Origin of the sequence: Bacillus sp. BB51/4 (assembly GCF_008368845.1) — a bacterium.
In the GTDB taxonomy this organism is placed as follows: Bacteria; Bacillota; Bacilli; order Bacillales; family Bacillaceae_G; genus Bacillus_A; species Bacillus_A wiedmannii.
In genome coordinates, this window is sequence record NZ_QOSC01000007.1 from 91,807 (window position 1) to 117,982 (window position 26,176).

The following is a 26,176-nucleotide window of genomic DNA, read 5'->3' on the forward strand; positions in this document are numbered from 1 at the left end:
TCTTAATTCGACATAAATGTTAAAAGTACTGCTATGAAATTGAATAGTGCGTGGGCAATCATAGCTGATAAAATAGAATTTGTTTTCTCATATAACCATGCAAATACTACCCCACTCAAAAAGTTCACCGGTAATGTGTTATATGTGGGAATATGGACAACGGTAAATATGATAGAACTTATAAACATACCGCCCCACATGCCATACCTATCACGAAAAAATGTATAAAAAACACCTCGATATAAAATCTCTTCATAGATCGGTGATATAATGGCCGCTCCAATTACCGCGATACAGAATGAATATATTGATTTATCATTTTGGACCGCCTCCGTCTTACTATTTTCAAAAGAAATACCCATTTTCTCCATTATCACTAATACAGCAACACTAGCTACAAGTAAGAAAATAACCGCTCCAACTGTCCATAAAAGATTTTTCCATGAAAGCTTCCTAATTCCAATATCTTTCCACGAGAGTTTATACCTTTTTATACAAAAAAGATAAACTACAGTAGTAAATATCACTGCCATTATAAATCCCATTAATACTCCAGCATATAATGCGTTCCCTATTACTTTTAAAGCATAGTCATAAAAAAGAGATTCAACAGTTACTGGAACAATAATAAATACAAACACAAATAAATATAAAATTTCTTTCCATCCCCACATACTTTTCAAAATTATATACACCATCCCTCTACTCCGTGTTTCCTTAAGTATAAAAGATGACGTAACGTAACTTTCAAGCTTATTTTTTTCAAATAATCCAAGCATAATTTTCTCTCAAAACACAAAAAAGGTTGATTCACTAAATCAACCCTTACACTATTAAAAATTTTATTTCTCAATTCTTCATCAATTTATTCTTATATATAACATTTATCTTTATCTCTCTTCACCTTTTGTCTGCATTGAATTGAAAGTCCAATTTAATTTTAATGAATCTCCTTGAAATACATTTTGCTCTTCATTGCTATCTACAAATGTGAACATTACATAGAAAGTATCATCATCACCAGGAGCAAGTCCATTTCCTTCTCGGTCTACAACACCTTTTTGTACAAGATCAGGAATACTTCCGTTTTGCGTAGCTACCTTTAATTCAGATAATGTAGTAGACCAAATTGGAACCTCATTTTTATCCAAATTCCATAAGAAATCGACACGGATATGATCACCAAAATCAGCACTTCTATTATCTCCTTTAGCATCGATTACACTATAATCTGTAAAAAGTTTCACGTCTCCTATCGCTAAAGTTCCTTTGTTAACTAATTGAAAACCGCGTTCCATTTCATCACCTGGTTTAATATTGTCGACATTAATAACAACTTCAGGATTAACACTCAAATCTAAAGTACCCGCTGCAAACGTGTTTTGTGATACTTCCTTATCACTAAAATACGCATATGTCCCCCCGCCAATTAAAGATAAACCAAGCCCTGCAGTTACAACACCCATACCAAGTTTTTTCTTAATACCCATTTCACAAGTCCCCCTATTTTTAAAGTTCAAACTCCAAACCTTATTTCCATCCCACAAACAATACTAATTAACCAACTACCTTGTCCCATATCAAAAGCGAACTAACTTTAAACTAGTTGCTTCATGTACCCAAACAACTATTACTTTTAAAATAACCGGTAATGTTCCTGTAAATCATTACCGGTTATTTTTTAGCCAATCTCATTTCATTTACTATTCATTGTCTGATTGCTTTATTTACCCTAGAAGTTTGCCCACTTATTTTTTAGGTTCTAAACCAATAGAGCGTAAGATTTTATCTAACGTCACTGGCCCTACATTTTCTTTCGGTTTTTGATTTTCTTTAGCATCTGGACCCTTTTTCAAGAAGTTTTTCTCAATAAAACGAATATCCGTTTCATCTACAACACCATCTTGATTTATATCTCCATCTTTTACAGATACTTTTCCTTTTCCATATGACAGAGCTGCTATTCTAGCATCTTGAATATCCACCATTTTATCGCCGTTTACATCACCTGCAAGATTATCATCCATGTCAGCTCTAAAGTTTTGTCCCACTAATTCTCCATCCTGCATTTCCCCTATTTTTGTTGTTAATTTACTATTTAAATGACCTGGCATTTCTACGAAAATATCATATTCTTTATCGCTTACAGGGACACTACGAATTTCAAATTGTCCGTTATCATCAATCGTTCCTGTATATTTCTTTCCATCCTTACCAACTGCATACACTTTTGCTCCTAGCTTTGTATAGTCTTTCTTACCTAAATACCCCTCTTCATTTAAGAAAGCTTCCGGACCAATATAACCTGTAACCGTTGAATGTTTCGAGACAATAGCAAAAGATTTATCTTTAAACACAGGAATCTCAGTGCCTTCTGATGCACCAGCTTTTGTATAAGTGAACTTATCTGCTGCAAATGCAGTTAAATCATTAAAATATTCATCACTCGTCATCTCGAATGTAACATCTAAAAATGGTGTATCACCATCTAATCCTTTAAATTCTTTTCCTTCCAATGACGCGCCAACTTTCACTTTATTTTCCCAAGCTCCTTCTTCACTTACCTTCGGATCTTCTAATTTAAGGTCCAGTCCATGTTGTTTTACATATTCTGCAAGTGCTGGATTTGGTTTCACATCTGTAAATTTAAACAACTGTTTACTATAAGGAATCTCAAATGTACCTGACATAAGTTTTTTCACATTATTAAGATTTAAAGTTAACGTAATTTTTTCTCCTAGTTTAATTTTATCCTTGTCATAGCTTGGGACAGCGTATTCCGTTCCCTCTTTAACAAAGACATAATCTTTAAATCCATTTGCCATATTCCCTGCAGTGGCAAGGTCATATCCAAATAATTTTAAATTTAACGGCTCATTTATTTCCTCTGGAAGTACTCCAAATTTAAAATCACCATTTGCTTGAATTGTATTTAACCAACCTGATGGAAAGGCTGAGTTTTGATAATATACAATTTGATTCGCTTTTTGATCATACTGCAAGCCTTTTGCCTTTAATGCATCTACTGTAGAATCATAAATATTACCATGCACCCATAATGCACGTTGACCGTCTTCTTCTTTAAACATGGAATCATTGACTTCGTGTATACCAGGTTGTACATCCTTAAATTTCATTTCAGGTATTACATTATCAATGATAATGCTATCGCCTTTTGTATACGATTTTCCTTCTTTATCATATCCAACGAAGTCCAATTCGTAATCTCCATCAGGCAACATAACAGGCTTATCCCCAATTGGGTGAGCTGGATCTCCTGTGAATGGAAATACATACCCTCCCATACCAGAAAACATCATATATTCAACATTCGGTGTTAGACTACTTGCATTAAGTGTACCAACGACTCCTAATGCCTTCCCTGTCTTTCGGTCCTTCACAACTGCATCAATAGTTTCAAGAGGACTATTTAATTTAAATGCCAACGGCGAACTTGGTCTTTCCATAAATGGATGGAATTTAGATGTATCTGTTGCCATTGCATCTCTCAATAAATCTACAGACGCAATCCCTTTTTCTGTGAATTTAACTGCAAATGGTACTTGATATACTTCTTTTTCATTGTTTTTATTTGTAATATGAATATAGCCTTCATATCTACCAAATTCAGCGTTTTCTGGAATGATAATTTCAGGGCTAATTTCCTCTGATGTACCAGGAGCTACTTTAATAGAATCTGATACGTTTAGCTTCACACCATTCTTCGCTGCATCTTGCACACCTACACTTGTAGGTGAAAATTCTACTTCTAATTTAAACTCTTTCCCATCTGTTTTACTGCTGTTCTTAATTAAGACTTTTCGACTATCTTTAATAGGCCCACTTTCAAGTTGATTTTTATACCCAAATGCAATAGAACCTGTTTTTTCTTCAATTTCTACTTCTTCATCATCTACAACGTTTGATGTTTTATCGATAACCTCAATAGATGTATCTGCATGAACTGCACGATATGCATCAATTCTTCCTGATCCCACCTCAAATACAGAACGCTCTTCTTTTAAATCAACTGCGGTATTCATAAGTGCCTCTTTTACTTCAAATGGACTATAATTTGGATGTTCTTGTAAAATCAGTGCCGCAACCCCTGCAGTATGAGGAGTTGCCATAGATGTACCTGACATACGTCCATACGCTAACGGATAATTTTCTCCATCCTTTGGATCATTAATATATTCAGGAACAGTTGAGAAGATAGACACACCTGGTGCTATAATATCTGGCTTAATATCATCTGTTTTAGTTGCAGGACCACGGGAGCTGAAATCAGCTAAGTGATCTCCCTCTGTTTTTATATTACTAAGTTCTCCAAACGCTAACGACACATCTCCTTGTACAGCTTTTGCTTGTAATTTCTCACCATCTACTTTTGTTAAGCGGAACGATGGAATAGATGAAGTACTTTCCCCAAGATAACTTGTAATTTCCCCATCTACATTGTTATATACAATTACTGCCTTTGCGCCTGCATCCTTAGCATTTTTAATTTTTTCATCAAATGTAATCTCACCTCGTTGGATAAGAACTAACTTCCCTTTTACATCTTTCCCTGTAAAATCACCTAATTTCCCAAGCCCCGCATATACAACCGATAAGGATTGTCCTTTCAAATCTTCAATCTTATCAGTAAAGCTTTTTCCAAGTAGCATCATCTTATCTACATGTACATCACCTGCATCGGCGGAAAACGTTGGAATAGTCATTGCAGCATCACTGGCTCCAACTGTAATGGGAAGTGCTGCTGCACTAGGTGATCCAATGGTACCTTCTTCCGGACCACTATTACCAGCTGCTACTACTGTAACAACACCTGCTAACATCGCATTATTCACTGCGACAGAAGTAGGATATAAAGGATCATTAATAGACGCTCCTAGTGATAAATTGATAACATCCATATCGTCTTTCACTGCTTTATCAATCGCAGCAAGAATACCGCTTGTTTGTCCACTTCCATATGGACCTAATACGCGATATGAATATAAGTCTACATCTGGAGCAACACCCTTCACTGCATAATCCACACTATTCTGTTTGTCTGCAGCAATTGTCCCAGCTACATGCGTACCATGGGATGTATAATATGCACTTCCCTCATAAATCTCAGGATATCCCCCAGAATTTTGCCAATCCTTATACGTTGTCTCCATTGGATCAGCATCATTATTAACAAAGTCCCATCCTTTTATTGAGTTCGGATCTATTTTGCTTGGATCCTCACCTTGTTTTGCACGATATCCTTTATATGCATCTTTCAAATCCGGGTGGTTGTAATCAATACCAGTGTCCAGTACACCTACCTTAATTCCTTTACCTGTTATTTTTTCATCATGCAGCTTGTCCACACCAATTTGCGGTACACTATCTGCCATTTTCGGTTCAACAGCAGTCTTAGCTGTTTCTTTCGGCAAATCAATTTTAACCTCATGATCTTCCCATACGCGCTTAACGATACCGGTACGAACTAAGTCCTCAATCATATTCGCTGGTAAAGAAATCGCTACACCATTAAAAGCATTCTTATATTCTCTTTTTATTTTTGCAGATTTTACATTTGTCCCTTTCTCTTTATTCTTTTGAAGCTGTTCAAGCTCTGCTTTAAATCCTTTATGTGATGCCTCTACCTTTTGTTCCGCATTTGAAAGAGCTACTTTTTTCCCTTTAGCCGCTTGTTTTAATACCTCAATTTTGCTAGGTGCTTGCTTAAATTCTATAATGACATTCACATTATTAGGACTTGCTGTATTGATACCTGGCGAAATAACAAAACCTGGTTTAGTATCTAACGTTTTTAAGGCATTACGTTGTTCCTTGGTAAGACCTTTTAAGATAGCATTTGCATCATCAATTCCAGTTAAAGTAGACGTATTTACCTCTTCCGCTAATACGTTATATGGAATTCCTTGAGACAATAACATTCCAACTGTTAACGTTCCAATAAGAATCTTTCCAAATTTCCCTCGTTTCATATTGCATCTCCCCATTATTCATATTATTTTTTGAAACAAATTGATTCTTACATTCCTACTTAGCGTTGGAAAATCTATCAATCTTAATCTTTTGTATCATGAAAGATTTCCAACACTACTACCATCCCCATACCTTATATAGCTAATCACTCACTTTACTCTTTCTATAGGAGCCCCCCATCATTTATTTCCAACAAAAGATTTTCACACAATGAATTATTAATAGGATTAAAATATAATTCTATTTTTATTATTTCACATTTTGATTATTCCGAAAATTAATCAAAAGGAGTATCTTTTCTCTAAGGATTCTATGCCTACATAGTACAAAAGAACTATCTTGTCATTTATTCTTTGTAATACAGAATAAAGCAACACGATAGTTCTTTGATAGATTTCTTATTTAATCCAACGGAACCAATTGATTTCGAACTGCATAAATCACTGCTTGCGATCGACTTTTCACATTTAGTTTTTTAAAAATTTTATTGATGTGAATTTTAACTGTTTTATCACTAATATATAGAACTTCAGCAATTTCTTTATTACTAAGTCCTTTTACTAGTTCAAATAGAATTTCCTTTTCCCGTTCCGTCAGTTCATTTTCATTTGATTCTACTTTCATCTTTTGCTGATGATATGTAATTAATTTTTTAGTCATACGCGGATGAATAACTGAATCGCCTCGATATAACATTCGAATTGCTGCTACTACCTGCTCTGATGAGGAATCCTTCAATAAATAACCATCAGCACCGGCCTGGAGTGCATCCATTAAATACTCATCATGTTCATACATTGTAAACACAAGTACTCTGCAACTTGGATATTTTTTTTTCACTAACTCTGTAGCTTCAATCCCATTTTTCCCTGGAAGATTAATATCCATCAAAATACAATCTGGTCGGCATTCTTCTACTTTTCCCAATACTCCATCCCCAGAGCTAGCTTCTCCAACCACTTTCATATCAGATTCATCCTCTAGTATGCTCCGAATTGCGTCCCGTAAAAAAGCATGATCATCTACTACTAATATTTTAATCATTTTACGCACCCCTTGTTTGTGAATCTGGAATTAACAGTGTAATTTCTGTCCCTTGCCCTACAGAACTATCAATCTGTAAAGTAGCCCCTAATTGTTCAGCTTGTTCATTCATATGTAATATACCATAATGTGGCTCATTCTTCGTTTTAACCATAGACTCAAATAGTGAAAAACCAACACCATTATCCTTGACCCTTAAAAGTACGTGCTCACTTTGATAGCTGAGTAAAACATCAGTCTTTTCTGCTTGTGCATGTTTTACGATGTTTTGCAAACTCTCTTGTAATGTATCAAAAATAACTCTTTCTTTTGAAAAACTAAGCGCACGTGCATGACCTCTTTCATGATATGTAATATCTAGTTCATATTCTTGTTTTAAAGATTTTATTTTACTTGCTATCGCCTGCTTAAGCCCTAATTGTTGTGTCGGATATGGTTTTAAAGCATAAATAGAATAGCGAACTTCTCCTAGGCTCCCTCTTAAATCTTTTATACTTTTCTCTACTACTTGCTGCATATCTATTGGTTTATCACGGTATTTTTTCTGCGCAGATTCTAGCTGGAATATCACCCCAGCTAATGTTTGTGCAATACCATCGTGAATTTCTCGTGCGATTCTATTTCTTTCTTCTAAGATCATTCTTTTTTTCTGTTCAGAAATCAATATCCTTGTTTTAACAACGTTAGCTAATTGGTTAGAAAATGTAGCTAACGACTGTACATCTTCCGGAAAGAAACCCGCATTTCTACTTTTCCCTGCAACAAACATTCCGACTAATTCACCATTTACTATAAGAGGAAAATATACAAGTGAGCGTATAACACTATCAAATATTTCATCTCCAGGAGCCGTACCAATTTTCCAATCATTAAATACAAGATTTTTAGAAAGTTCCTCAAACGCCCTAAACTTTTCTGAATCATCAGATATATCTGAGCGCACTTTCCCATCTTTTAATAGAATATTCCAGTTCCCATCATCTTTTGTCCATATTACATATGCTTGTATGCCAAAAAACCCTTTCAGTGCTTGTTTAATATGTTTCAAGTTTCCTCCGGTTAATCCTCGACTAATTTCGGTCGTAATAAGAAATAACTCATATAATCGTTCCTTCTCCATCCTTATCCGTACCGAAAAAGAACTAATAACGGAAGTTGCTACAAGTGGAAAAAAGAAAAACAGTACTGTAATCTCGTTTACTTCCACACTATATGTACTAATTAATACGTGCATCAGTGCCGCATAAGAGAAACCAAAAGTTTCGCAAAGAAATACCGTTACAGTTTTTTTATACCACTGATAGATTGAGTATGGCTGCGGAAGGAGTATCATTAATAAATCGTAAAAGCGGTTGTTTAAAAAACAAAAAAACACGCAAAATAATAACAAAGATATTAAATTTTCATACAGAGCTGACATAACTATCTTATTAATTAATATGGACATACATTTGTTTGAAAACCATTCGGCCAAGATTAAACTAAGTGCATGCTGAGTACTATTAAATAACATCCTTTGTATCGGTGAACGACGATGCAGGTGAATAATTAGCGTTACGAGTACAATAGCAATAATAGTTATATGAATTCCAAACTGCCAACTCATAGCGTAAATGATCGGAAAGGTAAGCGAGCTAGTTCCTCTCCAAAATCGTACAGGAAAATACTCTGCAATCCCCATAAATAGTAACAACAATATTAGTATTGTTGGATGAGAAGGGATTTTAATTTCAAGTAAAGATATAGTTATAGTAACCAAACCAAGAAAAGAAATAAAATAAAGATAAGTACTAGCAATCTTTTCTCTCATAAAGATAGAATTTACCTCCTTCAAAACAACCCCTTCTTTCTTTATAAAACTTCATTTTCTCTATTATCCAATAAAAAACCGGCACTGGCAAAATGGAAGAACCTCCACTAGCCAATCACCGGCTGTGTACTGTACCTAAAAAGGCAAGACACAATACTAGTATTATAAATCGCTTTTCTTAAATTTCCTATTCATCGAATGATGTAATTATGCATACCGCTAGGTTTACCCCCTTATAGTACAAAAGATATATATTAATATCGCAAATATATACGTTCTTTCCATTCCCCTACTTTTCTAAATAATCCAAGCATAATTTTCTCACAAAAAGCAAAAATTAACAGAAGTAATTTTATTCTAAAAGAGGTGGAAATTATGACAGAGCACAAAGAACAACAAGAGAATAAGAACCAAAAGCATATGTTTCCATCACTTCCGGAGAACATTAATTACATTGAAAATAAACTTTCTCATTCTGATGATATAAAAAAATTAGATCTCCCTTTTCAAAACGGAAAAGGAACAATCTTATATATCGAATCTTTAGCCGACCCAAATTTAATCCACCAATTAGCTCTTGAGCCTTTATTAACTAGGTCGGATTTGTCTTTAGATAAAGCTTTTTCCACATTAAATATGAAAAAAGAAACAAATTTAAATTATGGTGTGCAGCTTTTATTACAAGGTAAATCCTTATATTTTCATGAACACGTCGACAGCTTTTGTATTTTCGAAACAGCTCTATCTTTAAAGAGAGATATAACAGAACCTGATAATGAAGGCATTGTACGTGGACCGCATACTGGTTTTGTAGAAGATTTAGCAACCAATTTAGCTTCTATTCGTAAACTCATAAAAAGTCCAAATGTCGTCGTTAAATATTTCACACTCGGGGAAGAAATGCACACGAAAGTGGCAATTACTTATATGCAAAATATAGTTAATGACGATTTAGTTGCAGAAGTAAAAAGAAGGTTAGAAATGATCAAGACAGATGCCCTTATGCCTCCAGGATACATACAAGAATTTATAGAGGATACGTCTTTCTCACCCTTTCCGCAACAATTAAATACAGAGCGTCCAGATAGAGTCGCAGCAAATTTAATGGAAGGACGAGTTGCTATTTTATCTGATGGAGATCCAACTGCACTTATCGTTCCAGTTACGTTATTTGCTTTCTATCAATCACCAGATGATTATAATAACCGCTGGATTGTCGGTTCTTTCATCCGAATGATTCGCTTAGTCAGTTTCTTGATTGCCTTTCTCTTGCCCGCTATATATATCGCAACAGTTGCTTTTCATCCTGATGTGTTGCCGCTCGAACTTGTTTATACGATTAAAGCTTCATTAGAAAAAGTGCCACTTCCTCCTATTTTTGAAGCTCTCTTAATGGAATTAATCTTTGAATTGTTACGAGAAGCTGGTATTCGCTTGCCAAGCCGCGTTGGACAAACAATCGGTATTGTAGGTGGTTTAGTAATTGGTGATGCAATTGTAAAAGCTGGACTCGTTTCTTACACAATGATCATCGTTGTAGCTTTAACTGCAATCTCATCTTTTCTCGTTCCATCAAACGATATGAGTTCAGCAGTTCGAATTCTTCGTTTTCCATTAATGCTCCTTGCTGCCATATTTGGATATGTAGGCATCTCATTCGGTCTCATTATAACTTTCGTTCATTTATGTCAACTACATTCATTTCATACACCATATCTTTCTCCCGTTGCCCCGATGCGGATAAAAGACATGAAAGATTCTTTCGTAAGACTACCAATTTGGTCATTTTGGGAACGACCACATGATCCAAAACCGAAAAAAATGCAACGACAACATGTAACGAGAGAGGATGAGGACGGTGACAAACACGCAAAGTAAAATCTCGCTAGTTCAATTTACCTTTTTCGTTATTCAATGCCAAATTGGAGTTGGTATACTTTCTTTACCAAACCGTCTTCACCCCATTGCCAAAGGCGGTGGTTGGATTTCTGCTCTCATCGCTGGTCTTGCAATTCAACTTATTATTTTACTTATGTGGCTTTTCTTAAAACGATTTCCTGATGCAGATATGTATGAAAGTGTTTGTATGCTATTTGGGAATAAGTTTGGAAAACTATTAGGTTTTGCTTATGTTTTTTATTTTACCCTTATCGGTATGACGGTTATGTTAAATGCTTGTAATGTCATTAAAGTTTGGATATTACAAGCAACTCCTTGGTATGCCATTCTCATACTATTTACAATAGCTTGTTGCTACGTAGCCTATAATACATTTAAAGTGATTGTACGATTTTATGTCATGGCTTCTATTCTTATTATCCCCATGGCACTTTTAATTGCACTTGGGCTCTCGCGGGCTGATTTTTCTTATATTTTCCCCATTACAGAGGCTGGATGGTGGAATATTATTCAAGCATCGAAAGAAACAATTACAGCCATGTATGGGTTTGAAATCTTTCTCATTGCATTTCCTAAAGTAAATGGGACTGCTGTTGCAAAACTAAAGGCCATTTCTATCGCTAATGGACTTGTAACTCTTTTTTATACTTTTACTGTTTGGATTTGCTTTATCGTATTTAGTCCAAAACAAATTGAACTTATTCCAGAGCCAGTTGCTTACTTATTACGCTCCTTACATATCGGGATTATAGACCGGACTGATTTACTATTCATTCCAATATGGATGATAACAGTTGTGGCTTCTATTGCGAGTTATTATTGCGCTGCTTCAATCGGAATTGGACATATCTTCAATCTTGCTAATCATAAAAAAGCTGTTCCAATCGTTGGTATTATTGCTTTTAGTATAGCCTTATTTATAGATACACCTGAAGAATTAAAAGTAATTGCAACTTTCACTGATAAGTTCACCTATATTTTCATCGTTGTCCTCCCTCTTTTATTTCTACTTTATTCAGTAATAAGAAAGAAGAAAGGAGAACAGTATGTTCAAAAAAAGAGTTAAATTACTTTTTATATTATGTACTAGTTCCCTCCTTTCTGGCTGTTGGGATCAAGAACCATTAAGGGAGGCAAGGTTAGCTTATAGTATTGGATCTGATATTACGGAAGAGAATAAACTCCAGCAAACTATCGAGCTCGTAAAAAGTTCAAGCGGAGAGCAATCTTCATTCGAAAATGAAATACATTCAGCAACCGGGCATAACATAAGGGATACAAGCGATGCCCTAAAAAAAAATGTGACTGGGAATATTCGCTATTTCAAATATGGTGTTCAATTACTAGGAACCAAAATTCTAAAAAAAGGTATACTACCCTATTTAGATGTCAGCTTTCGTGACCCAACAAACCCAACTGCTTTAGTAAAACTTATTACAGTAGATGGTGAAACATCCGAGATACTTGAAAAAAAGAAAGTAGGAAATTTACTAATTGGAGATTTTCTAAAGAAAAAAGTGAAAAGCTTAGAAGATATGAGTGTATTTCCAAAAGAAACTTTAGAAACAGCTGCTACAAAAATGCTAGATCCCGGTAAAGACTTTATCCTCCCCTCTATAAAAATAAAAGGAAAAGAAGTAATTACAAACGGGTTAGCTTTATTTAATAATGATAAATTAACTGGGCATTTACCTTTGAAACACTCTGTTTTATTCGTGTTATTAACCGGAAAAATGGGAACAAGTGCCCGTATAACCCAAAAACTTACTAGCGATGAATCAGAGAAGACATCTGATTATTTAACAATGGAAATTAGCAATCGAAAATTAAAACGAGATTTAAAAATAACAACGGATAAAAAAGGAAATGTTTATGCTCACATTAAGCTTCAATTAAAAGTTATAGCGCTTGAAGCTCCGAGAGATAATCTTTACAAAATGGATGAAAGAGCCAAACTAAACAAAGAATTGTCTAAACAGCTTACGAAAGAGGCTAAAAAGATAACGAAAAAGTTACAAAAAGCAAATTGTGATGCTTTCGGGATTGGCAGACATCTTATCGCTTATCATACTGACTTATGGAAGAAAAAAAATTGGAATAAAGATTATGCAAAAGTAAAATTCAAACCTGAGGTAGAAGTAAGCATTTTGTATAGTGGTGTCTTAAAATAAAAGGTTGTATGCCCCATGGGCATACAACCTTTTTATTTCGTATATCGATATACAATTGATTCATATGGTCTTAAGTCAAGCTTTGTAATATCGTTGCTTGAATCTTTATAGTTTGACAATAACACTTCTTGCTTCATTCCATCTACTTGAGTATGGACTGGTACAGAATACGTTATTTCTTCTCCATAGAAGTTATTGATAACAAGTAATACCTCATCATTTACAATACGTGTATATGCCCAAATCTTAGGGTGATTTTCATCTAAAATAGCATATTCTCCTTCTGTAATTACATCATACGTTTTTCTAAGTTCTATTAACTTTTTATAATGATAAAATACAGACTCTTTATCTTCTAATGCCTTCTCTACGTTTATTTCTGTAAAGTTTTCAGCCACTGAAATCCAAGGTGTACTTGTTGTAAAACCACTGTTCATCTCTTCATTCCACTGCATCGGAGTACGAGAGTTGTCACGAGATTTTTGTTTTAAAATCCCGATAATCTCTTCTTTTGATAATCCTTCTTCTAGCTTTATATCGTGTATATTTAACGATTCCACATCGCGATATTGCTCGATGGACTCGAATTTAGGATTCGTCATACCGATTTCTTCGCCTTGATAAATGTAAGGTGTTCCTTGCAACATATGCATAGCTGTCGCTAACATTTTCGCAGATTCATTTCGGTACTTTCTATCATCACCGAAGCGTGATACTATGCGAGGTTGGTCATGATTACACCAGAATAACGCATTCCATCCTCCGCCCTTTTGCATTTCAATTTGCCAATTAGACATAATCTCTTTTAATTTAATGAAATCAAAATCCGCTTGCGTCCACTTATCTCCATTCGGATAATCTACTTTTAAATGATGGAAACTAAACGTCATACTTAATTCATTACGCTCAGGGTTTGAATATTTAATACAATTATCAATTGTCGTAGATGACATTTCTCCAACTGTAATTACATCTTTCCCTTCAAAAACATTTCGGTTCATCTCTTGTAAATATTCATGAACGCGCGGGCCATCTGTATAATATTTACGCCCATCGCTTGTCGCCGTACTTCCATCATCATTTAAGAACTGTTGATCTTTTGAAATTAAATTAATAACATCTAATCGGAATCCAGTTACCCCTTTATCAAGCCAAAAACGCATCATATCATATACTTCTTCACGAAGTTTTTCATTTTCCCAATTTAAATCCGCTTGCGTCTCATCAAATAGATGTAAAAAATATTGCTCTGTCTTCTCATCATATTTCCAAGCAGACCCGCCAAACTTAGATTGCCAATTATTTTTTTCATCACGCCAAATATAGTAATTACGATATGGACTATTTTTATCTTCCTTCGCTTCCTTAAACCACTTATGCTCCGTCGAACTATGATTTACCACGATATCCAGCATAATTTCAATATTACGTGCCCTTGCTTCTTCTAAAAGCTCTTCAAACTCTTCCATCGTTCCGTAAGATGGATCAATACTGTAGTAATCACTTACATCGTATCCATTATCATTTTGTGGTGATTGGTATATCGGTGTTAACCAAATATAATCTACTCCGAGTTCTTTTAAATAATCTAGTTTTTCTGTAACCCCTTTTATATCACCAGTTTCTTTATTGTAATAGCTATTAAAGCTCTTCGGATAAATTTGATAAACTACACTTTTATGCCAATCCTTCATGTTTAACTTCCTCCTACTTCTGTTTTACTCGTTTTGCAAATAACCATGTTAACGTAAACGGGATTACAACTGCGATAATCATTCCTACAATAAATATTGGAATCGATTTCGGAATGATAGAAATAAATGCTGGTAATCCGCCAATTCCGATAGCAGGTGCTAATACACCATTTAACGTAATAAATATAGCTGCAATAGCCGATCCTATAATTGCTGCATAGAATGGGAATTTATTTCGTAAGTTTACACCAAACATAGCTGGCTCTGTAATACCGAAATATGCTGAAATTGCTGATGTAGATGCCATGCTTTTATCATTTTGATTTTTAGAAATCCAGAACATCGCAAGTGCCGCACTACCTTGCGCAATGTTAGAAAGAGCAATCATTGGCCAAATGAATGTACCACCGTGCTGTGCAATTAATTGTAAGTCGATAGCAATAAACATATGATGCATACCTGTAATTACAAGCGGTGCATATAATGCTCCAAACAATACTGCTCCAACTACTGGTACTGTTTCATATACACCTACTAATCCAACTGTTAATAAATCTCCAATATGACGTGTAACTGGACCAATAATTCCTAATGCTAACACACCTGTTACGACAATCGTTGTAATTGGTACAACTAATAATTGAATTGCATTTGGTACATGTTTCTTTAAGAAGATTTCTACTTTACTTAGTACGAATGCTGCTACTAAGACCGGCAAGATTTGACCTTGATACCCTACCTTTTCAATTTGAAATAATCCTAAAATATCGAAGTACTCAATCTTTTGTCCATCTAAACCAGTTGCTGCTTTACCATAATCCCACGCGTTTAATAAGGCTGGATGCACAAGCATTAATCCCATAACAATCCCTAATATCGGACTACCACCAAAACGCTTCGTTGCTGACCAACCGACAAGTGCTGGTAAGAATACGAATGCTGTATTCGCCATCATATTAATTAAATCCCAAAGCCCACTTAAGTTTGGATATACATCTAATAAATTTTTACCTTCAAAAAATAAGTCCTTCGCTCCTAATAGATTGTTAATTCCCATTAGTAAACCAGCTGTTACGATCGCTGGTAATATCGGCATAAATACATCTGAAAATACTTTTACAAACTTTTGAACTGGGTTTAACTTTTGGTTTCCAGAGTCTTTCACGTCAGCTACTGTCGCTTCCTTCATACCTGCAAGCGTTATCAATTCTGCATATACTCGATCAACATCTCCTGGACCAATTACAATTTGAAATACTCCAGCGTTATGAAACGCTCCCTTCACTAATGAAACAGACTGCAATTTATCGTTATCTATTTTACTTTCATCTTTTAAAGCGATACGGAGCCTCGTTACACAGTGCGCAGCTTGTTCAATATTGTCTTTCCCACCAATATACTGCAACACTTCCTCTGCTGTTTGACGATAGTCTTTCCCCATATTCCCGTCCCTCTTTTCTTTTTTTGATACCGTTTACAATTACATATTAACTCGTATATATAAGTTAGTCAACACTCGTATATACGAGTTTGTGATTTTTTTATAAAAAAAGAGATGAAACGTTATTTCGTTCCATCTCCTTATTTTCTCCGCGCCACATCCGAAAAATGAAAAATATCTAAACGATGGCGTGATTCTGTATATTCGAACTGACTTCCATCATAAAAATGCGTAAAGTTTTTCACAACGACAACATAGTCTGTTCCATTTAAATCTAAATACTCTCTATCGTCCTCTGTACATGGCTGCACTTCAATTACCCTCTGTGAGTAACTAATATGAAGACCTAATTCTTTCTCAATGTATTTATAAATGGATTCCGCTGCAATTTTACTCGTTAATCCAGGAATATATTCCGATACAAAATGATTAATATCCAAAATTACTTTTTCTCCATCAATATTTCGTACTCGTTTAATATGATCTATTTCTGTTTTCTCTTTCACATTTAATAGCTTCGCAACTTCTTTTGTCGCTTTTACTTTCTCCATTTCCACGACTTCTGTAATACAATGGCGTCCTAAACGTTCATTTTCTTCTTGGAAACTTACAATACCACCAAAGTTGAATTCAATGTTTTTTCGCTTTAAAACAAAAACACCTTTTCCATGTATTTTTTGAACATATCCACGCTCTTGTAATAAATCTACAGCTTTTCTTACCGTACCGCGGCTTGCTTCATACTGCTTCATTAATTCAGTTTCGGATGGGATTTTGCATCCCTCTTTTAATTGCTTATTATCAATAGACTTACTGATTTCTGTATAAATTTGTTCATACTTACTCATCATCTACAATAGCCCCTTGTCACCTTCTAATTCTATATGTATTATACCATGCTACACTCTTCTGCCAATCTCTCACTTATTTTCCAGTATAGGAAAAATACAGGAAAATATTTAATCTCTAAAACGTATTTTTATAAAAATTTTTATATTTTTCTTTTCATTCAAAAAAACATGTAGTATACTAACTTCAAAATCAGAGGAGAAAGGGAGCAAAGAACTATGCTTACTTATACAACAATTGTAGTTACATTTGCACAAAAACATCATCATCATACGTAACCCTTGAAACCTAGCGGAAAAATTACGCGTAGGTACAAGGGTTATTCCCGTTGTACCTACGTTAGGCGAAGAGCCATGTAGGTATTTTTTATCTACATGGCTCTTTTTTTATTGCCAAAAAGCTAGTAAAAAATGATGTTTAAGCAAAACTTACTACAAAGGAGTTAACAAAAATGGAAACGAAAAAATGGGGATTATGGATTTTAACAGCTTTTGTAATCGGAAATATGGTTGGCGGTGGCGTATTTATGCTCCCAGCAAATTTAGCACACGTATCAGGTCCAATGGGTTCTACACTCGCATGGAGTATTACAGGCCTTGGCGTATTTATGATTGCACTCGTATTTGGAAATTTAGCAATCCGAAAACCAGAATTAAAAGCTGGACCACAAAGTTATGCTCAAGCGATGTTCCCTTCAAAAAAAGCGGGTAAAGTTGCAGGATATAGTATGGCATGGGGCTATTGGGCTGCGAACTGGGCTGCAACCGCATCTGTTATTATTTCCTTTGCTGGATATTTATCAACATTCTTTCCAGTGTTACAAAGTAAGCAAATTCTTTTTTCAACGAACGGATTTTCACTAGAACTCGGAAAAGGACTAACTTTCCTCGTATGTAGCCTTATGTTATGGGGAATTCAATATATTCTTTCTCAAAATATTGACCGAGCTGGAAATATGAATCTTCTTGCTACCATTGCAAAAATTATTGGATTTACAATGTTTATTGTAATCACATTATTCATTTTCAATGCCTCTAATTTCGGAGACGGTCAAACATTTATGAATGAAGCAGGACAATCAATTTCGTTAGGTGGACAAATCAATTCAGCTGCTATCGCAACACTTTGGGCATTTATCGGTATTGAATCTGCTGTAATGCTTTCTAACCGCGCAAAATCTCAGCGCGATGTAAAAAAAGCTACCATTTTCGGGTTGATTATCGCTCTTCTTATTTACATGTCAATTACTTTACTTACAATGGGAGCTCTCTCGCAAGATGCTTTAAAAGAATCTCAAAAACCATTAGTAGACGCATTAAATTTAGCAATTGGCAATAAAGGCGCCTATATAATGGCTTTACTTGCACTTGTATCTTTATTTGGATCTACAGTTGGCTGGATCGTTGTTAGTTCAGAAGTACCTTACCAAGCAGCAAAGAATGGACTTTTCCCTAAGTTTTTTGCGAAAACAAATAAAAAAGGTAGTCCTTCAAAATCATTATTTATTACAAATGTGATGACGCAAATTTTCTTATTCTCAACGATTTCTGGTACCGTGTCAGAAGCGTATAATTTCGCTATCGTTGTAGCAACATTAGCTTATTTAATTCCATACCTTGTTTCTACGCTGTACCAATTCAAATTGGTTATTACAGGAGAAACGTATGATATAATGCCTGGCTCTCGAATAAAGGATGGGATCATTACTACATTAGCATTTGTATACTCTATTTGGGTTATCAAAACCGGAACTGCTGATTTAAAAACGTTCTTCTTAGGAATTGGATTGTTCGTATTAGGTCTTATTCTTTATCCAGTACTAATGAAAAACTCACAAAAAACGAATTAAAAAAAGAGAAGCTACCAGCTTCTCTTTTTTATTAAAAATCTGTAATTAACTTTTCTTTTAACTCTCCTACAGATAAAGGTTTCGCATAATAAAATCCTTGGACGTAATCACAGCCCATAGATTGTAATAAACTTTCTTGCTCTACTGTTTCTACCCCTTCAGCAACTACCGCTAAATTTAAGCTATGGGCAATTTCAATAACAGATTTTACAATCGTTCGCTCTGGCTGTGCATGATCATAATGAAATTCACGAATAAAATTACGATCAATTTTTACTATATCCAGTGGTAATTGTTTTAAATAATATAAGGAAGAATAGCCCGTTCCGAAGTCATCTAAAGCAATTAAAATACCCATATTTCTTAATTCTTGTAATGTAGCAATAATATAATCAAAATGGCGAACAGCGATACTTTCCGTTACTTCCAAAATTAAACGATTCGGTGGAAAGCCAGTTCTCCTTAAAATGCTACGTACAGATAAAATAAAACGCTTTTGCATTAATTGTTGTATGGATAAATTAACAGATAACTTTAGTCCTTCTTCGTAATCTGGCAATGTTTTAAACAAGCGACATGACTTTTCTAATACCCAGTCTCCTAATTTTATAATAAGTCCAGATTCTTCAGCTACTGGAATAAATTCGCCTGGTGAAATAGGCCCTTCTTCTGTCGAACAACGTGCTAAAGCCTCAATACCGGTATATTTCTTCGTTTTCAAATCAATAATAGGCTGCAGTACCACATCTAATTCTTCATCACGAATTGCCTTTTGCAAAGCGAATTCAATTTTCATTCTACGATTTATTTTTGCACGTAACTCATCTGTAAAGAAACACGCGGCATTTCTGCCTTGTTCTTTCGCACTATACATGGCTAAATCCGAATTTTTCAATAGAGTTTCTACATCTTGTCCGTCTTGCGGATATGAACACAGTCCTAGACTAGCTGAAATGTATACTTCATGACCTTCAAGCATAAATGGTGCCTGAAAACACGACAACACAGATGTCGCTAACTGCCTCATTTCATCTTGTTTATGATTTTTTGTTAACAGCACAAATTCGTCGCCACCCAGCCTAGCCAGAACGTCTTTCTCTCCTAGCACATAATGCAACCGTGAAGCAACTTCGCTTAAAAGTAAATCCCCTATCATATGACCTAGCGTATCGTTTACTAATTTAAAACGATCCAAATCAAAGTAAATCATACCAAATTCTTTTTTTCCTGCAATCATCTCGTTTACAGTCGTTATTAGCTGCAATCGGTTCGGTAAACTCGTTAAAGCATCATGATACGCAAGCTCCCTATAACGACTTTCACTTAACCGCAACCTCTGTTCTGCTTCTTTCCTACTACTAATATCATTTCGGATCGCGATAAATTGATACGGCTCTCCTTTTTCATTTAAAAACGGAACAATTGTTGTTTTAACCCAATAATACGTCCCATCTTTTGCTTGATTTCGAATCTCACCTCTCCATACTTTTCCGTTCAAAATACGCTTCCATAGAATTTGAAAAAATGTTTTCGGGTGATATCCTGAATTTAAAATACGATGATCTTTTCCTATTAACTCTTCTCGTGTATATTTGGAGATTTTACAAAACTTATCATTTACATATGTAATAAGACCATTTCGGTCTGTAATCGCAACAATTGAAGACTCATCTAATGCTAACTTTAAATCTCGCAATGAAGAGTCATATAATGCATGACCTCTTTGTTCTAGCATGCGCATCTCTCCTTGCTTCCTATCTGACTAAAACACAACTTGTTTCTCTTCATAGAAATAGAGATATTTCATTTCTTAATAATAGCTATTTGCATTCATCACATTTTGAAATATGCCGATTAAAATAACATAATATTATTTGTAATAAAAAGCAATATAATACCATTTCAATTATAAACAGTAGTTTCTTATCGCTATAATTAGCTTACTTTATTATAATTCATTCTCTTACATTCCTTTATAGCTAGCTCTATACAATGCCTATTCCCTATTAATCCCGCTCATATCTAACCTCTTTACTTTACTAGCGAAATAGAATTTCGAGCACACTATACAACTATTCACGGATAATAATATAAAAGTTAAAATTAGTATATATGTTTTTGAATTACAATAACAAAATATTAACATATTTTCACCTTTATTTTGGAAATATTTTATAAATACTTTATTAAACTAAAAAAAGAGGAAAGCCTCTTTTTTAGTTTAATACGGATATGGTATTTGCTGATACCCCGGATATGGAGTTGGATATGGTGCTGGGTATGGCGCTGGATAAGTTACTGGGTACGGTGCTGGATAGTAGCCTCCACTTGCTGCACCCGTTAATGCGCCAGCTGTAAGTCCACCTAACACGCCTCCAGCAAAACTTCCTGGGAAAAATCCGCCGCCCCATGAGCCGCCACCCCAGCCCCATCCGCCTCCGTGAGGGTGGTGATGATCATAGTGATTGTGCCCTCCATGATGGTGATGTCCGCCGTTATGGTTGTGCCCTCCATGAGGATGATGATTACGATAATACAATCCGTTATTTTCTATATAATTCATGTTTCCCCTCTCCTTTTCCATTTTCTCATCTTAATAGGTATTGTATGGATAGTACGGACCTTGTTAGTAACCTATATAATTAAGAAGAATCCGCGTAATAAAGATAACTATATCCTGGTCTTCATCATGCACCTGCTACAAATCCATGATATGGTTATCCCCTTTCCTATATAAAGGGCAAGGGTTTTGTCCCTCCTATACTGTTTATTAACCAGCAAATAGCTGGATAATAACGTCACAGTATAATGTATGTAGGACAAATGCGGAAAGCATGGGGAAAATGTCTATATTTTGTAAAAAAAACAAAACACTTTATAATAAGAATGTCGGATTATACCTTTTTATATAAGAAGTCTATACTTAAGAAAGATTAGAGGAATTTTATAGAAATGAAGAAGCCTATCGTTCAATTACTATCAATATTTGTAATTATATCTATCGTTCTTTTCCTATTAAATACATCATTTATTTCGTTATATACATTTGTCGGCGCTCTCTGGTCCATCACAATCATAGGAATTTCATTCGTTATTTTCATCGAAAATAGGTCTCCTCAAAGCACCTTAGCGTGGTTTTTAGTATTAGCACTTCTTCCCGTTATAGGGGTGCTTTTATACTCTATTTTCGGTCGTAGCCGTTGGAGAAGGAAAAAACATCTCCATCGTTCAGAAGAACAAAGAAAATTATTCCGTGAAATATTAGAAGGAAGACGACTAGAATTAGCACTCACAGTCCCCTTACATGAACGTTCTGTACATTTAACAGAAGTCGTACAAAAATTTGGAGGCGGGCCTGCCGCAGATAGAACGACGACAAAACTTTTAACAAATGGAGATCAAACATTCTCAGAAATTTTGCAAGCTATCGAGCAAGCAAAACATCACATACATATTCAATACTATATTTATAAATCTGATGAGATTGGTACGAAAGTTCGAGATGCTTTAATAAAAAAAGCAAAATCTGGTGTTATTGTACGCTTTCTTTATGATGGACTCGGAAGTAATACGTTAAGAAGACGCTTTTTAAAACCTATGAAAGAAGCTGGTATTGAAATTGTAGAATTTGACCCTATTTTTTCAGCTTGGTTACTTGAAACTGTCAATTATCGTAACCATCGAAAAATCGTTATTGTAGATGGAGAAATCGGTTTTACTGGTGGACTCAACGTCGGTGATGAATATCTTGGCCGTTCAAAAAAATTTCCCGTTTGGCGTGATAGTCATTTAAAAATAGAAGGAAAAGCGTTATATAAATTACAAGCAATTTTTCTAGAAGATTGGCTCTATGCCTCTAGTGGATTGAATACTTATTCTTGGGATCAATTTATGAATAGACAATACTTCCCAGGTAAAGAAATTTCAAGTGCAGAAGGTGCTGTGCAAATTGTAGCCAGCGGGCCTAGCTCAGATGATAAAAGCATTCGCAATACATTATTAGCTGTTATGGGATCTGCAAAAAAATCGATTTGGATCGCTACACCTTACTTTATTCCAGATCAAGAAACTTTAACATTATTACGTTTAAGTGCAATATCTGGCATAGATGTACGCATTTTATATCCTGGTAAAAGTGATAGTATTATTAGTGATCAAGCATCTCAGTCCTACTTCACTCCGCTTTTAAAAGCTGGTGCTTCCATTTATAGTTATAAAGATGGTTTTATGCATGCAAAAATTGTACTCGTTGATGATAAGATCGCGACAATTGGAACGGCAAATATGGACGTACGCAGCTTTGAGTTAAATTATGAACTTATTAGCGTACTATATGAATCAGAAACCGTTCATGATATTAAACATGATTTTGAAGACGACTTTAAGCATTCCACTGAAATTAAATGGAACGCATTCCAAAAAAGAAGTATCAAAAAACGAATATTAGAGTCTTTCATGCGACTCATTTCTCCTTTACTGTAAGCAATCAATGTAATATTGATTGCTTTTTCTTTTCCATTTCTCCTCTCTCCTTTTCTTTGCATACCATATTAAAACAAGTTATCATAAGATGTATTACTTTATGAAAATAATGTTAGGTGGGAAATACATGTTAGAACAATTTCATATACATGCTGATTTAAAACAACAGCTCTCAACCATTCACGAAAAAAATAAACAAGAAGCTGGTGAAAATGCACATTTAATTGGAAAGAAAATATATAAAGCATCTGATAACAGCATTATTGAAGATGCTATTACAGCGCTTCTTCTTGGCAAAAACATTCTATTAAAAGGGCCGACTGGTAGTGGTAAAACAGTACTAGCTGAAACTCTTTCTTCTTTATTCCAAAAACCAATGCATAGCATTAACTGTTCTGTTGACCTAGATGTAGAAGGTATTTTAGGATACAACACACTACAAACGAAAGATGGCGCATCTGAAGTTACATTCGTTAACGGCCCTCTTATGAAAGCAATGAAGAACGGTCATTTCCTATATATTGATGAAATCAATATGGCAAAACCTGAAACGTTACCACTTCTTCACGGTGCATTAGATTACCGCAAAATGATTACAAATCCATTTACACAAGAGGTTGTATATGGCGATGACGAGTATCGTGTAATTGCAGCAATTAATGAAGGTTACGTTGGAACAAGTGAACTAAACGAAGCATTAAAAAACCGTTTCGTTATTATTGAAGTTCCATACATTCAAGGTGACACATTAAAAGAACTATTACTATCTGAATCAAAATTAAATGATGTTGCAACAATTGAAAAGTTCGTTGCATTTGCAAGCGACCTTATGCCATTAGCTCGTGATGGACGTGTAAGTGAAGAAGCAGCAAGTATTCGTGGCATTATCGACGCATGTGATTTAGGTGTATATATTCCTGTTATGCGTGCAATTGAACGTAGTATTATCGCAAAATTAAACGATGAAACAGAACAAATGACTGTCCGTGAATTAGCAGAAAGTTATTTCTTTGAGGGATAATTCATGAGACAAATTTTTAGTGACAAAAAAATTGATGCGTCGCTGTTTCTACAAATGGAAAACTTAATGTATGCTCTTCTAAAAGAAGACGATGCCTACCTTGAGTATGGCTATAAAGCATACTACGACGAAATTGAAAAAAAGGTTGTCATTAGTCACTTTTGGGATGATCGAAAAGAAGAGGATACAGTAATCGGATTAAAAAGCGAAGTGTTTTTAAAAGCACTTGGTAATAAACATTACTCGGACATGACTTTAATTCGTTCTTATGCGATTGAATTACAAGAATCACCCTTAAAAAAGTTTTTAACACAATTATTTGTTCTATTAGAAGATTTACGTGTTGAGGAAATCGTAAAAAACTTACGCCCTGGCACAAAGCATGTTTTTAAAAGAAGAAAAGAAATGTATCGCAATTACTTTGGTTCACAAAATGAAATCAATCGTGTTCGTAACTATCACGGTGATCGTCTATTTTGTCTCTGCTATCTTTCAATAACGAGCGATAAATATGAAATGTTTAATAATGAATATTTCGAGCAAATTGAAGCAATTTTGCATGAAACATTCCAAGCTCGTAATACAGAAGACATTATGTATATCGTTGAAAAAATTCGCTATCGTTTAGAAGGACTTCTTGAAAGTGATATGCTTAATAATTATTTCGGACATGCTCCGCTTTATTTATCTGTCATTGCAGACGAAAAGAACTGTCGCGTCGAAGATTTAGCAAATGATGATACGCAGCTCATAGATGACGATGAAAATAAGAACAAAATGGATGAAAGTTTCTCCACATGGCATCGTGAAAATAAAAATAACGAAAACGAGAACTTTTTACGCTTTGAATTAGAAAGCGGAACAAAAACAAACATGATGGGCGATACTGCTCGTGAATCAGAAGATGGCGACCAAGCACTTGGTTCTGTACAAGGTACTTCTCAAAAGAGTACACAATCCAACTTTGATGGCGCTGATACAGAAGAAGCAAGAGCTTCACACGCTTCTAGCCAAAACGAGGGTGCATACGGTAAGTATAACGTTGGTGCTTCTCATACATTTAAAGAAGCTCGCAAATCAAATCCTGATGAAAAAAAGGATTACCAAGCTATCAAATCAGTCGTTAATAAAGATGTAAAAGAATTAAAGAAAATTATCGAAAAAACGATTGAAAATAAAACGAATGCAAATAGTGATAAATATTACGGAAGACTTCGTAAGAAATTCCTTCGTATTTATACTGAAAAGCAGCCGCGCATGTTTTATAAAAAAGGACAAGAATCACAAGAACTTGACGTTGCATTCCAATTACTAGTGGACTGCTCTGGTTCTATGTATAACAAGATGGAAGAAACGAAAAAGAGTGTGGTCCTATTCCATGAAGCGTTGAAATCTTTAAAAATCCCGCACGCTATTAGCGGATTTTGGGAAGATGCTTCTAGTGCTAAGCCTGAAGATAAGCCGAACGTTATCCATGAAGTTGTAACGTATAAAAACTCAACGTTACCAAACGTCGGTCCAGAAATTATGCAGCTTCGCGAAGAAGAAGATAACCGCGACGGATATATTATTCGTATCGTTTCTGAAAAACTTGCAAAAAGACCAGAAAAACATAAATTCTTACTTGTCTTTACAGACGGTGAGCCTTCTGCGCTAGACTATCAACAAGACGGTATTTTAGATACGCATGAAGCTGTCAAACTTGCTCGTAAAAGTGGTATGGAAGTAATCGGAATCTTCATCGAAGAAGGCGAAGCGAAAGAAGCCACTTATCAATTAATGAAGAACATTTATAACCATCACTTCTTAGTTGCAAATCATGCTGAAGATTTACGTCTGAAGATTAAACCACTATTGAAAAAGTTACTACTGAAGACGATTGAATAGAAAAACAGGAGCGTTTTCGCTCCTGTTTTTTTCTTTCA

The 26,176-nt window shown here is 34.9% G+C and carries 17 protein-coding genes; 7 read left to right on the forward strand and 10 right to left on the reverse strand.

Features of this window, described 5'->3' with window-relative positions; genetic code table 11:
• Nucleotides 1–2: 2 nt before the first annotated feature.
• From DN392_RS08345 to DN392_RS08365, 5 genes are all read right to left on the reverse strand, one after another.
• Complete coding sequence (locus DN392_RS08345) at nucleotides 3–689, reverse strand: CPBP family intramembrane glutamic endopeptidase (protein ID WP_033658909.1); 687 nt, start codon at nucleotides 687–689, stop codon at nucleotides 3–5.
• A 201-nt stretch (nucleotides 690–890) separates the two neighbouring features.
• Nucleotides 891–1,490: a TasA family protein gene (locus tag DN392_RS08350; protein ID WP_064449779.1), complete on the reverse strand. Its 600-nt coding sequence runs from the start codon at nucleotides 1,488–1,490 to the stop codon at nucleotides 891–893.
• A gap of 258 nt (nucleotides 1,491–1,748) precedes the next feature.
• Nucleotides 1,749–5,990: a S8 family serine peptidase gene (locus DN392_RS08355; RefSeq protein WP_088321544.1), complete on the reverse strand. Its 4,242-nt coding sequence runs from the start codon at nucleotides 5,988–5,990 to the stop codon at nucleotides 1,749–1,751.
• Between the two features lie 403 nt (nucleotides 5,991–6,393).
• Nucleotides 6,394–7,035, reverse strand: coding sequence for a response regulator (locus DN392_RS08360; RefSeq protein ID WP_000590676.1), 642 nt, complete (start codon nucleotides 7,033–7,035; stop codon nucleotides 6,394–6,396).
• Between the two features lies 1 nt (nucleotide 7,036).
• Entirely contained in the window at nucleotides 7,037–8,869 is a 1,833-nt protein-coding gene (locus tag DN392_RS08365) for a GAF domain-containing sensor histidine kinase (RefSeq protein ID WP_002108805.1), read from the reverse strand.
• A 351-nt stretch (nucleotides 8,870–9,220) separates the two neighbouring features.
• Between DN392_RS08365 and gerKA the strand changes: the two genes are divergently transcribed.
• The 3 genes from gerKA to gerKC are packed head-to-tail and all read left to right on the forward strand — an operon-like array spanning nucleotide 9,221 to nucleotide 12,915.
• The gene (gerKA, locus tag DN392_RS08370; protein WP_064057363.1) at nucleotides 9,221–10,723 is read left to right on the forward strand and encodes a spore germination protein GerKA; all 1,503 of its coding nucleotides are present in this window, start codon (nucleotides 9,221–9,223) and stop codon (nucleotides 10,721–10,723) included.
• Complete coding sequence (locus DN392_RS08375; RefSeq protein WP_000185778.1) at nucleotides 10,704–11,810, forward strand: GerAB/ArcD/ProY family transporter; 1,107 nt, start codon at nucleotides 10,704–10,706, stop codon at nucleotides 11,808–11,810. The genes gerKA and DN392_RS08375 overlap by 20 nt, the downstream gene beginning before the upstream one ends.
• Nucleotides 11,791–12,915: a spore germination protein GerKC gene (gene gerKC, locus DN392_RS08380; protein WP_064057364.1), complete on the forward strand. Its 1,125-nt coding sequence runs from the start codon at nucleotides 11,791–11,793 to the stop codon at nucleotides 12,913–12,915. Before DN392_RS08375 ends, gerKC begins: the two co-directional genes overlap by 20 nt.
• A 32-nt stretch (nucleotides 12,916–12,947) precedes the next feature.
• On the opposite strand, the gene treC is transcribed toward gerKC, so the two are convergent.
• From treC to treR, 3 genes are all read right to left on the reverse strand, one after another.
• Nucleotides 12,948–14,609: an alpha,alpha-phosphotrehalase gene (gene treC / locus DN392_RS08385; RefSeq protein ID WP_064057365.1), complete on the reverse strand. Its 1,662-nt coding sequence runs from the start codon at nucleotides 14,607–14,609 to the stop codon at nucleotides 12,948–12,950.
• 13 nt (nucleotides 14,610–14,622) lie between these two features.
• Nucleotides 14,623–16,050, reverse strand: a complete 1,428-nt coding sequence (treP, locus tag DN392_RS08390; RefSeq protein WP_000513961.1) for a PTS system trehalose-specific EIIBC component — start codon at nucleotides 16,048–16,050, stop codon at nucleotides 14,623–14,625.
• A 140-nt stretch (nucleotides 16,051–16,190) separates the two neighbouring features.
• Nucleotides 16,191–16,901: a trehalose operon repressor gene (treR, locus tag DN392_RS08395; protein WP_000987246.1), complete on the reverse strand. Its 711-nt coding sequence runs from the start codon at nucleotides 16,899–16,901 to the stop codon at nucleotides 16,191–16,193.
• A 449-nt stretch (nucleotides 16,902–17,350) separates the two neighbouring features.
• Here treR and DN392_RS08400 point away from each other — a divergent pair, with 449 nt between their 5' ends.
• Nucleotides 17,351–18,748, forward strand: a complete 1,398-nt coding sequence (locus DN392_RS08400) for an amino acid permease (protein ID WP_000448430.1) — start codon at nucleotides 17,351–17,353, stop codon at nucleotides 18,746–18,748.
• Nucleotides 18,749–18,779: 31 nt separating this feature from the next.
• Here the strand turns inward: DN392_RS08400 and DN392_RS08405 are convergent, their stop codons facing one another.
• Both DN392_RS08405 and DN392_RS08410 read right to left on the reverse strand, forming a co-directional pair.
• Entirely contained in the window at nucleotides 18,780–20,483 is a 1,704-nt protein-coding gene (locus DN392_RS08405) for a putative bifunctional diguanylate cyclase/phosphodiesterase (RefSeq protein ID WP_061673505.1), read from the reverse strand.
• Between the two features lie 486 nt (nucleotides 20,484–20,969).
• On the reverse strand, nucleotides 20,970–21,311 hold the full coding sequence (locus DN392_RS08410; protein ID WP_061673506.1) for a hypothetical protein: 342 nt from the start codon (nucleotides 21,309–21,311) through the stop codon (nucleotides 20,970–20,972).
• 389 nt (nucleotides 21,312–21,700) lie between these two features.
• On the opposite strand from DN392_RS08410, the gene DN392_RS08415 reads away from it, so the two are divergent.
• The 3 genes from DN392_RS08415 (at nucleotide 21,701) to DN392_RS08425 (ending at nucleotide 26,138) form a co-directional block, all read left to right on the forward strand.
• Entirely contained in the window at nucleotides 21,701–23,230 is a 1,530-nt protein-coding gene (locus DN392_RS08415) for a cardiolipin synthase (RefSeq protein ID WP_000743057.1), read from the forward strand.
• 127 nt (nucleotides 23,231–23,357) lie between these two features.
• The gene (locus DN392_RS08420) at nucleotides 23,358–24,251 is read left to right on the forward strand and encodes an ATP-binding protein (protein ID WP_000892965.1); all 894 of its coding nucleotides are present in this window, start codon (nucleotides 23,358–23,360) and stop codon (nucleotides 24,249–24,251) included.
• Between the two features lie 3 nt (nucleotides 24,252–24,254).
• A complete protein-coding gene (locus DN392_RS08425; protein ID WP_064057367.1) occupies nucleotides 24,255–26,138 on the forward strand; it encodes a vWA domain-containing protein in 1,884 nt (627 codons plus the stop codon).
• Nucleotides 26,139–26,176 lie beyond the last annotated feature (38 nt).

What these genes read in the sequence shown, in the direction of transcription:
- DN392_RS08425 (WP_064057367.1), top strand. Translation starts at nt 24,255, where the DNA reads ATGAGACAAATTTTTAGTGACAAAAAAATTGATGCGTCGCTGTTTCTA.
- treR (WP_000987246.1), bottom strand. Translation starts at nt 16,901, where the DNA reads ATGATGAGTAAGTATGAACAAATTTATACAGAAATCAGTAAGTCTATT.
- treP (WP_000513961.1), bottom strand. Translation starts at nt 16,050, where the DNA reads ATGGGGAAAGACTATCGTCAAACAGCAGAGGAAGTGTTGCAGTATATT.
- DN392_RS08415 (WP_000743057.1), top strand. Translation starts at nt 21,701, where the DNA reads ATGAAGAAGCCTATCGTTCAATTACTATCAATATTTGTAATTATATCT.
- DN392_RS08355 (WP_088321544.1), bottom strand. Translation starts at nt 5,990, where the DNA reads ATGAAACGAGGGAAATTTGGAAAGATTCTTATTGGAACGTTAACAGTT.
- DN392_RS08410 (WP_061673506.1), bottom strand. Translation starts at nt 21,311, where the DNA reads ATGAATTATATAGAAAATAACGGATTGTATTATCGTAATCATCATCCT.
- DN392_RS08420 (WP_000892965.1), top strand. Translation starts at nt 23,358, where the DNA reads ATGTTAGAACAATTTCATATACATGCTGATTTAAAACAACAGCTCTCA.
- gerKA (WP_064057363.1), top strand. Translation starts at nt 9,221, where the DNA reads ATGACAGAGCACAAAGAACAACAAGAGAATAAGAACCAAAAGCATATG.
- DN392_RS08405 (WP_061673505.1), bottom strand. Translation starts at nt 20,483, where the DNA reads ATGCTAGAACAAAGAGGTCATGCATTATATGACTCTTCATTGCGAGAT.
- gerKC (WP_064057364.1), top strand. Translation starts at nt 11,791, where the DNA reads ATGTTCAAAAAAAGAGTTAAATTACTTTTTATATTATGTACTAGTTCC.
- DN392_RS08350 (WP_064449779.1), bottom strand. Translation starts at nt 1,490, where the DNA reads ATGGGTATTAAGAAAAAACTTGGTATGGGTGTTGTAACTGCAGGGCTT.
- treC (WP_064057365.1), bottom strand. Translation starts at nt 14,609, where the DNA reads ATGAAGGATTGGCATAAAAGTGTAGTTTATCAAATTTATCCGAAGAGC.
- DN392_RS08400 (WP_000448430.1), top strand. Translation starts at nt 17,351, where the DNA reads ATGGAAACGAAAAAATGGGGATTATGGATTTTAACAGCTTTTGTAATC.
- DN392_RS08360 (WP_000590676.1), bottom strand. Translation starts at nt 7,035, where the DNA reads ATGATTAAAATATTAGTAGTAGATGATCATGCTTTTTTACGGGACGCA.